The organism is Negativicoccus succinicivorans (genome assembly GCF_018372215.1).
In the GTDB taxonomy this organism is placed as follows: Bacteria; Bacillota; Negativicutes; order Veillonellales; family Negativicoccaceae; genus Negativicoccus.
Genome location: NZ_JAHAJN010000007.1, coordinates 23855 through 37893, shown reverse-complemented (window position 1 = coordinate 37893; position 14039 = coordinate 23855). Strand labels below are relative to the sequence as shown.

Sequence of the window (14039 nt, the reverse complement as noted above, 5' to 3'; positions counted from 1 at the left end):
TCTTATAGCCAGCGTGACAGATCAAAATCTTCCTGAATTTCTTCTTTCAAATAAAGTTTGCCGATATACATGCCTAAAAGTGTCGGCGCGGAGCGGCGCATCATGCTGCTGTCCCACGCGTCGGCGAGCCGTGCCAGGGTCGGCGACACGGTCCGCAGCACTTTGGTCACCGCGCTCCGTTCATATACGACAGGTCGCGATTGCATCAGCTCTGTCAGTTGGTTGCGCGTGGCTTCATCGGTAATATTGACTGTCCGGAAAAAGTCGGGCAATTCGCCGGCATCGGTGACCGCCAGCTTATAGTAATCGCCGTACGCCGAGCGCACGAGGTATTGCGCCGGCAAACGTTCGCCGCCGAGCGCGGACGCCAATTCTTCTTTAGTAAAACCCATGTAGCTGAAGAAGTACGGATACGATTCGCGCAACACCTGTCCGAGCGGCAAATCCTTGCGCGCCATGCTGGTACAACGCAAATATTCAAGTTGCTGATAGTAGCTGTACTCCGTCGGCAAATCCTGCAGTAAGGGCTGCACATATTTTTTCGAGTAACGGCGAAATGCCGCCGCGCTGATATTATCCGCGTGACGCGAGTAATGGAACAAAAGCAGCAACGCCAAGATGCGGTAATGACCCTGCTCCAAATGCGTCATCGCCGCCAAGGCATCGTACGCCAATAAGGTCTGCGTTTCGGCGCGTTCTCCCAAAGCCACTTCGGCAAAGGCGTCGGTGACCATTTCCAAAACGGTATCATCCGGAGTCATAACATAGACGCGTTGCGCATTTTGCAACGCTTCCTGCACCATAATATGGGCGATCATATCTTGGATCTCGCTGTCGTCCACGTCACCCAACTTGGCAAACGCCAACGCCGTCACACGCTCCACATCGTCCGCCATATCCGGACTGATGGTCGCATACCGCACCAGAAAATGACGCACCTGCCGACGCAATAACGACTGCGCGTCTTCCAATGTATCGGTAATTTCAGGCGCCGCTGCGAGCTGCTGTACGGGCTCTTTTTCACGTACTGCGCCCGCCGTCGCCGTCGCCGGTTCCGGCTTCGTCGCGCTTTGCACGAGTTCCTTTAAGTTTTCGCGATTGACAATTTGCGTTTGCGCCAATTCGTCCCGTCCCGGTTCACTTTCAGCGGTCGGGGAAAGGCGCGGCAATTCGCGGGTTTCCTGCCCCTCTTTGACAACCGACGGTGCGTCCGCGGATTGAACCACGGTGGTATCGACCGTGCTCGACGACCAAGCCGGTTCAGACTGCGTCTGCAGACGTTCGCGCACCACTTTTTCCTGCGCATGCCGACGACGTGACGCTTGCGGTACATACGGAGCGCGTCGGCGCGGCGCGGGCTTGTAAAAGAAAAGACGACATACCAATAAAAAGGCCAAAGCGACCAAAAGAATTACCAAATACGAAACCATGTTGCCACTCCCTCGGGATATTCCCTGTTTTCATTATTTTTATTATTTTATTATAGCATATATCCATCGCGCAGCCGCCTTTGCCGGCGGGATTTTCCGCATGACTTTTCAGACCGTTTCACAAACCGGAATCCGCCTGAAAAAGATTTTCAAACGGATGGTGCGCCAAAATCGTATGGCTACGATAGTGAACACTCTCGACGCCCGTTGCCGAAAAACCTTTCTGTCAACCCGCGCTCACTGCGATGATTAGCATGATTCTTGCAAACATCTATAAATTGCGATACAATAATCATAGGACAAGAAAAGGACACAAAAGGGTGGCCTGATTAGTATTAAGGAGGAGTTATATAATGAAAAACGCAAAATCTGTAAACCAGTATTTGGCTGACTTGGCTCTTTGGAACATTAAACTTCACAACCTGCATTTCAACGTCGAAGGAATTCCGTTCAAAGCCATCCACGAATTCCTGGAAGAGATTTACGATGAAGCATTTGAATACTATGATGCGGTTGCCGAACTCATGAAACAACAGGGAGAACTCCCGGTTGTTACCGCCAAAGAATATCTGAAGATCGCCAGCCTCAAAGAAATCGAATCGAAACCGTATGCGGTGAAAGAAACTCTCGAAATCCTTTTGGGCGACTTGGAGCTCATGCGCGATGAAGCATTGAAGATTCGTGAAGAAGCGGACAAAGAAGACAACTTCCTCTTGGCTAACATGATGGAGGATCATGTTGAATTCTATGCGCTGAAGATTTGGTTCACGCGCGCTTTCTTGACAAAATAATATATACCCGCATAGCGGACCCTCGCGGGTCCGCTATTTTTTTGGAAAGGAGCATGCAGCATGACTACCCCGCTGATTGTTTATTTTTCAAAAACCGGTCACTCCAAACAGCTCGCCCGTCTCGCCCAAAGGTTAGTCGGCGGTGATCTTTGCGAGTTGAACTTAGTCGCCCGCTATCCGGAAAACTATATTCTGAGCGTCATGCGTTCCGGCGCGAGCCTCATCGCGGGCGAGTTGCCGAAACTGCGTCAGATTCCCGATAGCAGCGCCTACCGTGAAATTCTTCTTTGCTATCCGCTGTGGTGGTGGGAACTTCCCACACCGGTCATGCGTTTTCTGCACGATGTCGACACGGCCGGCAAAACGATTTATCCGATTTGTTCCTGTGGCGGCGGCGGTCTCGGTAAATCTGTAAAGCGCATTCGCAAATTGGCGCCGTATGCCGCCGTGCAAAAAGGGATCTTTATTCGCGAAGCGGATACGAACAATAAAACCGCGGCAGAGTCCCTCGCCGCATACCTTGCTCCGCTGCGAAGATAAACTGCAAAAAGTCTCGTCAATGACGAGACTTTTTTTATTTCCAATGCTTGCATTTGGAAATAAATATCCCTAAAATAGAAATAAATTTATATTAACGAGGAAGTGTTATTTTGTCTATTTTCCGCACTAAAAATCTGCGCAGTTTGCTGGAGGAAATCGCCGCGCAAGGCGAAGATCGCAAATTGCGGCGATCGCTGACGGCACTGGATATTACCCTACTGGGCTTAGGCGTTATGATCGGTACAGGCATCTTTGTTTTGACAGGCATCGTCGCCGCCGAATACGCGGGTCCCGGCTTGATGCTTTCCTTCGTGCTCGCCGCCATCGTCTGCACGTTCGTCTGCCTCGCTTACTCGGAACTCGCGTCGTTCATTCCGGTCGCGGGCTCGTCGTACACCTACGCGTATGTCTCACTCGGTGAAATTTTCGGCTGGCTCGTCGGCTGGTCGCTTATTTTAGAGTACACTGTCGGCGCAAGCGCTGTGGCCGGCGGCTGGTCGGCCTATTTTACAAGTATTTTGGCGGACATCGGCATTCATTTGCCGAAAGTACTCACGACCGTTCCCGCCGAAGGCGGCCTGATGAACTTGCCCGCCATGTTGATCGTCGGCGTCGTTTTATTTTTCCTGCTGCGCGGCATTCGGGAAAGCGCCGGCGCTAACCGCGTGCTGGTCTTTGTCAAGCTGGGCACGATTTTCCTCTTCCTGCTCTTGGCGGGACCGCATATTAATCCGCAAAACTGGACTCCGTTCTTACCGTACGGCTGGGCAGGCGTATCCGCCGGTACTGCCGTGCTGTTTTTCTCGTACCTGGGATTTGATTCGCTTTCCACCGCGGCGGAAGAAGCGCGCAATCCGGGTCGCGATATGCCAATCGGCATTATCGCCGCGCTGACACTGACCACGCTTTTGTACATCGCCGTCAGTGCCGTCATGACCGGTGTCGTTCCGTATCCGGAACTCGACACCGCGGCCCCCGCCTCCTTTGTCTTGCAAAAAATCGGCTTGCGTCTCGGCTCGGCCATCATCGGCACCGGTGCCATTTGCGGCCTGTCGACCGTGCTCTTGGTCATGATCTATGCGCAAACCCGCGCCTTTTACGCGATGAGTCGCGACGGTCTGATTCCCGAATCATTGTGCCGTGTTCACCCCGTGTACCGCACGCCGTATCGCATTACATTAATCGTCGGAACAGCCGTGGCTTTCATCGCCGGCTTCACGCCGATTCATATCGTTGCCGAAATGTGCAGCGCCGGCACCATTTTCGCTTTTCTCTGCTCGTGCAGCGGATTGTTGATTTTGCGCAAACGCTATCCCGATGTAAAGCGGCGTTTCGTCTGTCCCGCCGTGTGGCTGATCGCGCCGCTCGGTTTTTTCTCCTGCCTCTACATATTTTCACAACTCTCCGCCCACACGCTGGAGCTTTTTACCGCGTGGTTTGTCCTGGGCGTGATCATTTACTTCGCTTACGGTCGCAAGCACAGTAATTTGAATGCCGTTGAAAATGAATCCGCGCAATAAAAAAAGAGCTTTGAAAAGCTCTTTTTTTATTGCCTGTTTTGCCATTTACGTATAAAAATCCGGGCTATGCCCGGTTCTTGTTAAATGGTGCGGTTGGAGAGACTCGAACTCTCACGGATTGCTCCACTGCCGCCTGAAGACAGCGCGTCTGCCAGTTCCGCCACAACCGCGTGGGTAATATGTAGTTGGTGCGGCTGGTGAGACTTGAACTCACACGGAGTTACCTCCACTACCCCCTCAAGATAGCGCGTCTGCCTGTTCCGCCACAGCCGCAAGCTGTGAAAAAATGGTGCCTCAGGGCAGAATCGAACTGCCGACACGAGGATTTTCAGTCCTCTGCTCTACCGACTGAGCTACCGAGGCAAAAAGAAAAATGGCGACCCGGATCGGATTTGAACCGACGATCTCCGCCGTGACAGGGCGGCATGTTAACCACTACACCACCGGGCCATAGATGGTGGGCGATGACAGGATCGAACTGCCGACATCCTGCTTGTAAGGCAGGCGCTCTCCCAGCTGAGCTAATCGCCCATATAAAATGGTGACCCGTGGGGGATTCGAACCCCCGATACCGCCGTGAAAGGGCGGTGTCTTAACCACTTGACCAACGGGCCGTGTATAAAATTGTTCCCCAAGGTTAAAATGAATTGGTGACCCGTGGGGGATTTGAACCCACCGATCCCGCCTTGAGAGGGCGGTGTCTTAACCACTTGACCAACGGGCCAGAAAAAAGTGGTGATCCATCCGCGACTCGAACGCGGGACACCCTGATTAAAAGTCAGGTGCTCTACCAACTGAGCTAATGGATCACGTGGCAGGGGTGGAAGGATTCGAACCTGCGCATGGCGGAGTCAGAGTCCGCTGCCTTACCGCTTGGCTACACCCCTATGGCTCCCTGAGTAGGACTCGAACCTACGACCGATCGGTTAACAGCCGATTGCTCTACCAACTGAGCTATCAGGGAATAATGGAGCGGGAAACGAGATTCGAACTCGCGACCCTCGCCTTGGCAAGGCGATGCTCTACCACTGAGCTATTCCCGCACATCAACAGATGCAATTGTAACACACCGATTTTGTCATGTCAATGACCAGTTAAGTTACTATATAAGAATAGCAAACGAGTATTTTTTTGTCAAGAAAGTTTTTTCTTTACCAAAAATCGTTTAACAAAAAAGTGACATAGCAGAACACTGCTATGTCACAAAATTTCAAGGATTTTGGCCGAAAATGTAGGGCGCCGGCACCTGCCAGCGCTGCACAGGCAACAACTGGCCGTAGTAGCCTCCCAATGTATTGGACGCAACGAAATCATACGTCCCTGCGCCGTAGCCGACACGATCAATCACCAATTCAGACGGACGTTTTTCTACCGGAATGGCAAATGTCGCAAGCGCCGCCGCACCGGTCGGTGTAGTGAGTTCATAGTCGGGCGTTCCGGTGATCGTCGGAAACCCCTGCAACAAAAATCGCGTTGCGGGTGCTGGAATCGAAAGTTCGCCGTGCGCCGCGCGAATCGTACCCGAACCGGTGGCCACCGGCCCGGTTAATACAATATCGATGTCCAAATATTCCAAACCGAGCGCAATCAACGCGCAATCGATAATGCAATCGACCGCGCCGACTTCATGAAAATGCACGTCCTCTGGCGCAATCCCATGGGCTCTGCTTTCCGCCAGTGCCAGTGACCAGAAAATGGATGCCGCGCGTTGTTTCGCGCTCCCCGACCAATCGGCACGCGCCAAAATGGTTAAAATATCCGGTAAATGACGATGCGTGGTTGTTTCCTTTACGTCAACGTTAAAATACGTCGCCGTGATGCCTCTCTTGTTGACCTTTTCAAAAATCAACTCGTAGTCGTCAAGGCCGAGTTTTTGTAACTCATTGGTCAGCCAAATCCGTGGCACTCCCAAATCAAGCAACGTCCCAACAAACATATTGCCGCTGATCCCACTCACGGGATCCAAGTACAATGCTTGCTCCATCAGAGCACTTCCTTTCGCTGCCTTCCTTTACCCGGACCGTCTTCGGCCACCGTCACACCGACGGCACCAAACGTCCGCATTTCATTCAACATATCAAGTGATGCATCAAGCAGGGACAACCCCAACGTCAAGCCAAGTCCTTGCGCCAACGTGAAATCATAATGTAACGCACCCTGCAATCCCAATTTTTGTAATTGTAATTGGTGCAGAGGATCGGGATATGCCGCCGAGGTGAATACGTAGTCTTTTACCCGCGGCGCGATCGCGGCTGCCGCTACTGCCGCCTGTCTTCCCGCGATACCGCCTGCCGCATCGGATCTTCCCGGGTGCCGAAAAACGCCGCCGCAATATCGGCCATGGCCGCGGGGTGTGCCGCATACCGGTCCGCACCAATGTCGGCCGCGTAGCGTTCATTGAGTACGGCACCGCCGACCACCACTTGCACGTCGGGAATCTCCCGTTTGAGCAAGGCGATGGTTTCCTGCATGGAGGCAACCGTCGTCGTCATCAGCGCACTCAAGCCGACTAGTCGTGCATGATAGGTGCGACAGGCATCGAGGATCGCTTGGGGCGGCACGTCTTTGCCGAGGTCGATGATTCGATAGCCGTAGTTTTCCAGTACGACTTTGACAATATTTTTGCCGATATCATGCACATCGTGCCGTACCGTCGCAAGAATAATCGTGCCGCGATCGGCGGCCGTTTCTCCCTTGGCCTCCAGTACCCGTTTGACTTCGGCAAACGCAACTTGTGCGGTTTGCGAGGCCCGGATCAGTTGTGGCAAAAACAGTTCCTGCGTTTCAAAACGTCGTCCCACCTCGTTCAATGCGCCGATAAGATCCTCATTGACCACGTCAAGCGGCGCTTTACGGGCGAGCAGTTCTTTTGTCAGTCGCAGCGTTTCCGCTTCCAGTCCGTCGACAATCGCCGCCAAAATCGTCGAGACGGGCGACGGTGCCTCGGCCTCGTCTTGTACTTTACGAGCCCGGGCGATCCATTCCCGCGCCCCGTCATCGTATCCCGCCAGCACACGGTAGGCGGCCAATGCATCCGTCATACCCCGATCGCCGGGATTGGCAATCGGGGCGTCCAGTCCGTGGGCCAGTGCCATCTGTAAAAATGTCCGATTAATGATCGACCGTTCCGGCATGCCGAAGGAAATATTGCTCACGCCGAGTGCGGTCGCCACACCGAGTTCCCGTTTCACGAGAGCAACGGCCTCGGCGGTAATCCGTGCATTTTCCGCACCGGTGCCGAGTGTCAATGTCAGACAGTCAATGAGAATATTTTCTCGCGGGATACCCCATTCCAATGCTCGAGTAACGATTTTTTCCGCCAGTGCGAGTCGTCCTTTTGCCGTATCGGGAATCCCGTTTTCATCCAGCGTCAGTCCCAGTACGCAGGCCCCGTAGCGGCGAGCGATCGGCAATACTTGTGCCAGACTGTCCTCCCCCGCATTGACCGAGTTGAGCAGCGGTTTGCCCGCCACCGCTCGTGCTGCCGCCGCCAACGCGGTCGGTGAGGCCGTGTCAATCACGAGCGGCGTACCCGTCACCGCTTGTACGGCACGTACCGCCCGCGGCAAGAGTGTCGGTTCATCGACACCCGAGGTACCGATATTGATGTCAAGAAGCGCCGCGCCTTCCCGACGTTGGACAACAGCTTCCCGAACGACACGATCAAGTACGCCGCGACGCAGTTCTTCCTGCAACTCCCGTTTGCCCGTAGGATTGATTCGTTCTCCGATCATCAGCGGGCCTTGTCCCAAAACGACGGTTTCCGCATAAGAGGACACCCGTGTTACGGGAGTGACGGACGGTCTCGTGCCGTGCACTTCCCCGCGCAACGCATGCAAGCGTGCCATCAGTGCGGGATCGGTACCGCAGCAGCCGCCGATGATCTCCACGCCGCGCGACAGGAAATAGCGCATATGATCAAGATGCGCCTGTACATCGAGTCGACTATGACCGTCGGCATCGGGAATCCCGCCGTTCGGCTGCACGATCAACGGCAGTTTCGTTGCCGCCAACAAAGCGTCCACCAGCGGTCGTGTCTCCGCCGCCCCGAAGGAGCAGTTGATCCCGACGGCCGTCACGCCGAGTCCTTCCAGTGTTGTCGCCATACTGACGACATCGGTCCCCGTAAAGGTCCGTCCCGTATGTTCAAAACTCATCGATGCCAAGACGGGAAGATCGCTGTGTTCGCGGGCCGCAAGAACAGCATATTTGAGTTCCGCCAAATCGGTTTGCGTTTCGATGATGATCAGATCGACACCGACCGCCACCCCCGCTTCGACTTGTTCCCGATACAAATCATACGCCCGCTCGGGAGACATATCCCCCGCCGGTGCAAGCAACGCGCCGATCGGCCCGATATCCAAGGCCACGTAAATCGGTCGTGTGCCGTAATCGGCGATATAGCGTTCCCGTGCCCGCCGCGCACATCCGACGGCGGCATGAATCAAGGCGCTCGGTGTCGTATCCGTATCCGCACATTTGTAGCCGTTGGCACCGAACGTGTTTGTCGTCAGCACGTCCACGCCGCTCACGAGATAATCATAGTGTATCGACTCGATAAGTGCAGGTTCATGCAGTACGCACATATCGGGCGCAATCCGCAGATCCGGTCGCCGCCGTTGGACTTCCGTACCCATCGCTCCGTCAATGAGTACGGTCTGCCCGGCAAGAAATGTACTAAATGGTATCATGGGGTTCCTCCTTTCGTGTGCAGCCGGTAAGAAAAATAATCGATTTTTCCGGCACCATCAGATGACCGTCCGTCACATGCACACCGATTCGCTTCGACAGTTGCAGGCATGTTGCCAATTCCTGATTGAGCGCCAGCGGTACATCACCGTAGCCGGGACTGAAACGCATCGTCATTGCACCGAACGTGTGCTGCAAGTACGCCGCATAGGCATCGACCAGTACCGATGCCGTCGCGTCGACGACAACCCCCAGTGCAGGATCGGTCGCCATCCATTCACGAATGGTACGATACACGTCCTGCCCGATGGTACAGCCGCAAACGATGACCTCGTCGCAATCGGCAAAGAGCCGTCCGAGCGAACGATACGGCAACACGGTATCTCCCCAGCAGCCACCGGTATCCGTACTCCGCCACGGGCGTCGCTGATGCGTTTCCCGATATACGGCGGCCGCATCGACAATCTCCCGCGCCCGATCGAGCCAACGGCGATCGGCCTCACTGATCCGCCGCCGTTTGTGTCGCAAAAAACGCAGGACGTCGTCTTCATCAAAAAAATCAGCCGGCGTTCGTTCCACGATGTTCCTCCTTGACCGTTTGCAAGGTGCGGCCGATCCCCCTTGTGATCGCCTGTGCCACTTCCGGCCGATTCATCACATACAGGTGAATACCGTCCACTCCCGATGACAATAAATCAATAATCTGCTCGCACGCATACGCAATGCCCGCATCATACATCGCCTCCGGCGCATGCTCGTAGCGGTCGAGCATCCGGCGAAACTTCGGCGGCAAACTCGCCCCCGACAACGCGGTCATTCGCACAATCTGCGTCTTATTCAGACAGGGCATGATGCCGGCTGAAATCGGCACATTGATGTCGATACTGCGGGCCGTTTCCAAAAAGCGGAAAAACGCGTCATTGTCAAAAAACAGCTGCGTCACCAAAAAGTCCGCCCCCGCATTCACCTTATCTCGCAAGCGGATCAAATCCGCTGTCAGGCTGCGAGCCTCCGTATGGCCTTCCGGATACGTCGCCGCACCGATACAAAATGCGTGCTTGGAGCGCACGTAAGCCACCAACTCATTGGCATAACGGAATCCGTCCGCGGGCGTTTCGCCGTCTTCTCTGTGATCGCCGCGAAGCAACAGCGTATTTTCAATTCCCGCCGCTTCGATCCGCGCCAAAATCTCCGCCAATTCCGCTTGCGAATATCCCACGCAAGTCAAATGCATCAACGGCTCGATGTCCAGCTCCTTGCGGATATACTCCGCCAATTTCAACGTCAACATACCGCGTGCCGCCCCCGCCGCACCATACGTCACCGACATATAGTCGGGATGCCATTGGGTCAACTCATGCAATGTCGCCACCATATTGTCCAAATCGCCTTCCCGTTTCGGCGGGAACACCTCAAACGAATATAACGGCCCTTCTTTTTCATACTTGTCTTTGATTTTCATACGGATCTTCTTTCCCTATAAAAAAAGCCCTCTCCCTGATTGCTCAGGGACGAGGACACTCGTGGTACCACCCTACTTCATCTGCGCTGCAGACCTCATTCATGTACGGCTCAAAGAGCGATACACCAGTGCAGTGACGGGCACACCCGGCACGACCTTGCCTTGCAGCTCAGCCGGCAGCTCCGAGTCCATCTTCCGCAACGGTTATGATCGCCCGTTTTCACCGACTCGGGCTCTCTGTCGGTCGTCTGCGTTGCGTACTCTTCTCTTCATCGCTTTTCACATATGTAAATTACAAGCATGATACCAAATCCGTCGACCGATTGTCAAACGCTTTGGAAAATGATCACGTGCTTCTCACCAATCGTACCGCGTGCACGAGCGGTATCACCGAATACGTAAGGACGCTCCTGTGTCCACGGCACCGGCTGTCGATAGCCGATCACTCCCGTGTCGACGGATTCCGCCGCGGTAGCGGGAGAAACGGGCAGCGTCGCCGTCACCGCGACATCACGCCCGACGATCCCGCAACAGGTGACGTCATGAACCGTCACCGCACCTCTTCTCTCTGTCGTCCCTTGCCCGGGCCGTCTTCCGCTACAGTAACACCGGCCGTACCAAACGTCCGCATCTCATTCAACATGTCAAGTGATGCGTCAAGCAGGGACAATCCCAATGTCGATCCGAGTCCTTGCGCCAACGTGAAATCGTAATGCAACGCTGCCGGTAAACCTAATTTTTGCAATTGCAATTGGTGCAAGGGATCAGGATACGCCGCCGATGCGAATACGTAGTCTTTTACCCGCGGCGCGATCGCGGCTGCCGCCACGGCCGCCGCGCCGGTGACGCTGTTGTCAAATACGATCGCCATATGGCGCGCGGCCGCGCCTAAAATCAATCCCGTCAGCATCGCAATCGACGCGTTTCCATAGCGCGCGAGTACCGTTTCCGGTTCCGTTTGCGCCAGCGTCCACGCCTCGCTTTGCGCGGTAAAGCCCTGCGCTTGTATCGCTTCGGAGAGTTCCGGTCCTAAAAAAGCCGTCGTCACGGCAAGCGCCGCAAGCGCGCCGCGAGCGCCGATGTCACCGAGCGCCAATGCTTCGACGCCGCTGTGGGCCAATTCACCTGCCAGCGCGACGCCGAAGGCAATCGCTTCCGCGCACGCTTCTTGCGTCAGAGCGTCCCCTTTTTGCAATGACTGACTGCCGTTTTGCATTTTATGCAGCATCACGCCGGCGACATGTTCGGTATCCTGCTCCAAACCGACATCCGCCACGTATACCGGTGCCTGCAGTTCGCGCGCCAACGCCGAAACGGGTGCCGCGCCGCCGGCAACCAGCATCAGTTCCGCCAGGCTCTTTTTTCCGTGATCCTGATTGTCCGGACTGTCGATCGCCGTATCCGCGGCGGCAATGACAATGGCTTTTTGCAGGCGAGCCGGTTTTTTACGGCAGGTAATGCCGGCGATTCGAATCGCCGTTTCTTCGAGCTGCGCCAATGAGCCCAACGGTTTGGTAAGGTTGTCGACGTACTCGCGGCATTGCTCCATCACCGAGGTGTCGAGCGGCGCGATTTGATCATTCCATGCTTCCAACATCGGCGTTACCTCCCTGCATCATTTCTTGTTTCGTCAGGCAATCATTGTAAATCGCCAGCGCATGTTCAAGCATGCGCATCTGCACCGACGCGCCGGACGCTTCTCCGAGCCGCAGCCCTAAATCAACGTAGGCTTCCATCTGCAAGGCCTCAAGCGCCATGCAATGCGCCTTTTCCGCCGACAAATGCGACGCCATCACATAGTGACAACTGGCAGGAGCGATCGCTTTGGCGATATGCGCGCAGGCGGTCGTATTGAAGCCGTCGATGATGACCAGCGCATGATGCGCGGCCGCCGCTAAAATAACGCCTGAAATCACACCGAATTCAAAACCGCCGACTTTCGCCAACACATCGATGCCGTCCGTTTTATCCGGACGGTTCACCGCCAATGCTTTCGCGACGATTTTCTGTTTTCGCGCCAAACGTTCATCAGAAATATTCGTGCCTCGTCCCGTCACCTGCAACGCATCCCAGTCGCCGAACGCGCCGATGATCGCCGCCGCCGATGTCGTATTGGAAATCCCCATTTCCCCGACGGAAAGCAATCGGTAACCGCGCGCGATGACATCACCGGCCACTTCGATCCCCACTTCGATCGCTTGAATCGCCTGTTCTCTCGTCATCGCCGGACCTTCACTGAAATCCTGCGTGCCGTAGGCGATTTTTCTGTCCAGAAGTCCGGGAACTCCGCTCATGTCCGCATTGATACCCGCGTCAACCACCGTCATGTCCGCACCGGCGTAATGCGCCAGCGCGTTGGCTCCGGCACCTTTACTGATCAGATAGTTTTTCGTCATCTCCACCGTCGTTTCCACCGGATACGCGGACAATTGATGACGCGCCACGCCGTGATCTGCCGCGGCTAAAATCATCATTTTCTTGGGCGGCGTCGGCATAACTTCACCCACTACCGCCGCATATTGCACGACGATGTCACGCAGCTTCCCCAAGTTTCCGTTACCGAGCACCAAATCATCGGCGCGCGACGCAGCCGCTTCCGCAATGCTCGGCGACGGCACTTCAATCTGCGCCACCGTTTTTTCCCACAGACTCATATGGTCCCTCCCATTATAATGCTTTATTATAACACGGCCGTTTTGGCTGCTATTTTGCGCAATAAAAAAGCGGAAATTCCGCTTCTTTATGTTTAAATTTGTAGACCCAAAGCGCCAAACGTATCGCCGTGGCTGAAATCATGGTACTGCATGCCGCGCCGAAACCACGCCGCGCGCTGCTCACTGGTGCCGTGCGTAAATTCCTCCGGACGGATCTGCCCTTGCGTGATCTTCTGCAAATGGTCATCACCGACCGTCTTGGCGGCATTGATCGCCTCTTCGATATCGCCCGCTTCAAGGTAGCCTTTTTGCTGTACATAGTACGCGAATACTCCGGCTAAATAATCCGCGTGAAGCTCCAGCGCGACCGAGTATCTTTTCGCGTCCGCCTCACTCATTTGTTGCTGCAACTTATGAACATGCATCAGAAGGCCCGACTGGTTTTGCACATGGTGGCCGACTTCGTGCGCCAATACGTAGGCCATCGCGAAGTCACCACCATGACCGCCGAATTTTCGTTGTAAATCGTCGGCAAATGTCACATCCATATAAATGGTTTTATCGACCGGGCAATAAAACGGACCGGTCGACTTTCCCGCCACGCCGCAACCGGACCGTATCCGGTCTTCAAAAAACATCAATTTCGGTTCTTCGTATCTTTCTCCGACTTCCGCGAATTTTTGGTGCCAAACGTCTTCCGTGTCCGCCAAGACGACGCTCAACATATCTTCCATGTCGCGGCGCGCCGGATCGCTCGCCTGCTGTTCCACCTGTTGCGTCTGACCGGCTCCCGCCATGTTAATTACGTCGGAGACGTCGCCGCCAAAAAACGAATAGATCAAAGCGAAAATAATTAAACCCAACCCGCCGATTTTCGCCAGTCCGCCACCGCGCCCCGTGTTACTGCTCATCCGTCTGCCCCGCCATTGCATTGCCGAAACCTCCTCTGTATT

13 protein-coding genes and 11 tRNA genes are annotated in these 14039 nt (G+C 54.9%); 3 read left to right on the top strand and 21 right to left on the bottom strand.

Annotated features, from left to right (window positions below; genetic code table 11):
• Positions 1–2: 2 nt before the first annotated feature.
• Entirely contained in the window at positions 3–1430 is a 1428-nt protein-coding gene (locus tag KIB08_RS04865) for an LPO_1073/Vpar_1526 family protein (RefSeq protein ID WP_303990296.1), read from the bottom strand.
• A 353-nt stretch (positions 1431–1783) separates the two neighbouring features.
• Between KIB08_RS04865 and KIB08_RS04860 the strand changes: the two genes are divergently transcribed.
• From KIB08_RS04860 to KIB08_RS04850, 3 genes are all read left to right on the top strand, one after another.
• A complete protein-coding gene (locus KIB08_RS04860; RefSeq protein ID WP_303990294.1) occupies positions 1784–2221 on the top strand; it encodes a Dps family protein in 438 nt (145 codons plus the stop codon).
• Between the two features lie 60 nt (positions 2222–2281).
• A complete protein-coding gene (locus tag KIB08_RS04855) occupies positions 2282–2761 on the top strand; it encodes a flavodoxin (protein WP_303990291.1) in 480 nt (159 codons plus the stop codon).
• Positions 2762–2871: 110 nt separating this feature from the next.
• Positions 2872–4281 (top strand): amino acid permease, encoded by a 1410-nt coding sequence (locus KIB08_RS04850; RefSeq protein WP_303990288.1) that lies wholly within the window; start codon positions 2872–2874, stop codon positions 4279–4281.
• Between the two features lie 85 nt (positions 4282–4366).
• On the opposite strand, the gene KIB08_RS04845 is transcribed toward KIB08_RS04850, so the two are convergent.
• The 20 genes from KIB08_RS04845 to ypfJ form a co-directional block, all read right to left on the bottom strand.
• Positions 4367–4451: transfer RNA gene (locus tag KIB08_RS04845), tRNA-Leu, on the bottom strand.
• A 16-nt stretch (positions 4452–4467) separates the two neighbouring features.
• A tRNA-Leu gene (locus KIB08_RS04840) sits at positions 4468–4554 on the bottom strand.
• Between the two features lie 14 nt (positions 4555–4568).
• A tRNA-Phe gene (locus KIB08_RS04835) sits at positions 4569–4644 on the bottom strand.
• Between the two features lie 11 nt (positions 4645–4655).
• Positions 4656–4731, bottom strand: a tRNA-Asp gene (locus tag KIB08_RS04830).
• A 5-nt stretch (positions 4732–4736) separates the two neighbouring features.
• Positions 4737–4812 (bottom strand) — tRNA-Val (locus KIB08_RS04825).
• A gap of 8 nt (positions 4813–4820) precedes the next feature.
• Positions 4821–4895 (bottom strand) — tRNA-Glu (locus KIB08_RS04820).
• Between the two features lie 34 nt (positions 4896–4929).
• Positions 4930–5005, bottom strand: a tRNA-Glu gene (locus KIB08_RS04815).
• 9 nt (positions 5006–5014) lie between these two features.
• Positions 5015–5090: transfer RNA gene (locus KIB08_RS04810), tRNA-Lys, on the bottom strand.
• Between the two features lie 3 nt (positions 5091–5093).
• Positions 5094–5168 (bottom strand) — tRNA-Gln (locus KIB08_RS04805).
• Position 5169: 1 nt separating this feature from the next.
• Positions 5170–5245: transfer RNA gene (locus KIB08_RS04800), tRNA-Asn, on the bottom strand.
• Positions 5246–5249: 4 nt separating this feature from the next.
• A tRNA-Gly gene (locus KIB08_RS04795) sits at positions 5250–5324 on the bottom strand.
• Between the two features lie 167 nt (positions 5325–5491).
• Entirely contained in the window at positions 5492–6265 is a 774-nt protein-coding gene (locus tag KIB08_RS04790; RefSeq protein WP_303990287.1) for a LarC family nickel insertion protein, read from the bottom strand.
• Positions 6265–6528, bottom strand: a complete 264-nt coding sequence (locus tag KIB08_RS04785; protein ID WP_303990424.1) for a nicotinate-nucleotide--dimethylbenzimidazole phosphoribosyltransferase — start codon at positions 6526–6528, stop codon at positions 6265–6267. Before KIB08_RS04785 ends, KIB08_RS04790 begins: the two co-directional genes overlap by 1 nt.
• A gap of 11 nt (positions 6529–6539) precedes the next feature.
• The gene (locus tag KIB08_RS04780; protein ID WP_303990284.1) at positions 6540–8972 is read right to left on the bottom strand and encodes a homocysteine S-methyltransferase family protein; all 2433 of its coding nucleotides are present in this window, start codon (positions 8970–8972) and stop codon (positions 6540–6542) included.
• Positions 8959–9549 carry a hypothetical protein gene (locus tag KIB08_RS04775; RefSeq protein ID WP_303990282.1) on the bottom strand — a complete coding sequence of 197 codons (591 nt, stop codon included), beginning with the start codon at positions 9547–9549 and terminating at the stop codon, positions 8959–8961. Before KIB08_RS04775 ends, KIB08_RS04780 begins: the two co-directional genes overlap by 14 nt.
• Positions 9530–10432 carry a methylenetetrahydrofolate reductase [NAD(P)H] gene (gene metF / locus KIB08_RS04770; protein ID WP_303990279.1) on the bottom strand — a complete coding sequence of 301 codons (903 nt, stop codon included), beginning with the start codon at positions 10430–10432 and terminating at the stop codon, positions 9530–9532. The genes KIB08_RS04775 and metF overlap by 20 nt, the downstream gene beginning before the upstream one ends.
• Before the next feature lie 326 nt (positions 10433–10758).
• Complete coding sequence (locus tag KIB08_RS04765) at positions 10759–10986, bottom strand: hypothetical protein (protein ID WP_303990277.1); 228 nt, start codon at positions 10984–10986, stop codon at positions 10759–10761.
• Positions 10983–12029: a nicotinate-nucleotide--dimethylbenzimidazole phosphoribosyltransferase gene (locus KIB08_RS04760; RefSeq protein ID WP_303990274.1), complete on the bottom strand. Its 1047-nt coding sequence runs from the start codon at positions 12027–12029 to the stop codon at positions 10983–10985. Before KIB08_RS04760 ends, KIB08_RS04765 begins: the two co-directional genes overlap by 4 nt.
• Complete coding sequence (cobT, locus tag KIB08_RS04755; RefSeq protein WP_303990272.1) at positions 12010–13086, bottom strand: nicotinate-nucleotide--dimethylbenzimidazole phosphoribosyltransferase; 1077 nt, start codon at positions 13084–13086, stop codon at positions 12010–12012. The genes KIB08_RS04760 and cobT overlap by 20 nt, the downstream gene beginning before the upstream one ends.
• A gap of 92 nt (positions 13087–13178) precedes the next feature.
• Positions 13179–14018: a KPN_02809 family neutral zinc metallopeptidase gene (ypfJ, locus tag KIB08_RS04750; protein ID WP_438362037.1), complete on the bottom strand. Its 840-nt coding sequence runs from the start codon at positions 14016–14018 to the stop codon at positions 13179–13181.
• Positions 14019–14039: the final 21 nt, after the last annotated feature.

What these genes read in the sequence shown, in the direction of transcription:
- cobT (WP_303990272.1), bottom strand. Translation starts at nt 13,086, where the DNA reads ATGAGTCTGTGGGAAAAAACGGTGGCGCAGATTGAAGTGCCGTCGCCG.
- ypfJ (WP_438362037.1), bottom strand. Translation starts at nt 14,018, where the DNA reads ATGCAATGGCGGGGCAGACGGATGAGCAGTAACACGGGGCGCGGTGGC.
- KIB08_RS04865 (WP_303990296.1), bottom strand. Translation starts at nt 1,430, where the DNA reads ATGGTTTCGTATTTGGTAATTCTTTTGGTCGCTTTGGCCTTTTTATTG.
- metF (WP_303990279.1), bottom strand. Translation starts at nt 10,432, where the DNA reads ATGAAAATCAAAGACAAGTATGAAAAAGAAGGGCCGTTATATTCGTTT.
- KIB08_RS04780 (WP_303990284.1), bottom strand. Translation starts at nt 8,972, where the DNA reads ATGATACCATTTAGTACATTTCTTGCCGGGCAGACCGTACTCATTGAC.
- KIB08_RS04760 (WP_303990274.1), bottom strand. Translation starts at nt 12,029, where the DNA reads ATGTTGGAAGCATGGAATGATCAAATCGCGCCGCTCGACACCTCGGTG.
- KIB08_RS04790 (WP_303990287.1), bottom strand. Translation starts at nt 6,265, where the DNA reads ATGGAGCAAGCATTGTACTTGGATCCCGTGAGTGGGATCAGCGGCAAT.
- KIB08_RS04860 (WP_303990294.1), top strand. Translation starts at nt 1,784, where the DNA reads ATGAAAAACGCAAAATCTGTAAACCAGTATTTGGCTGACTTGGCTCTT.
- KIB08_RS04855 (WP_303990291.1), top strand. Translation starts at nt 2,282, where the DNA reads ATGACTACCCCGCTGATTGTTTATTTTTCAAAAACCGGTCACTCCAAA.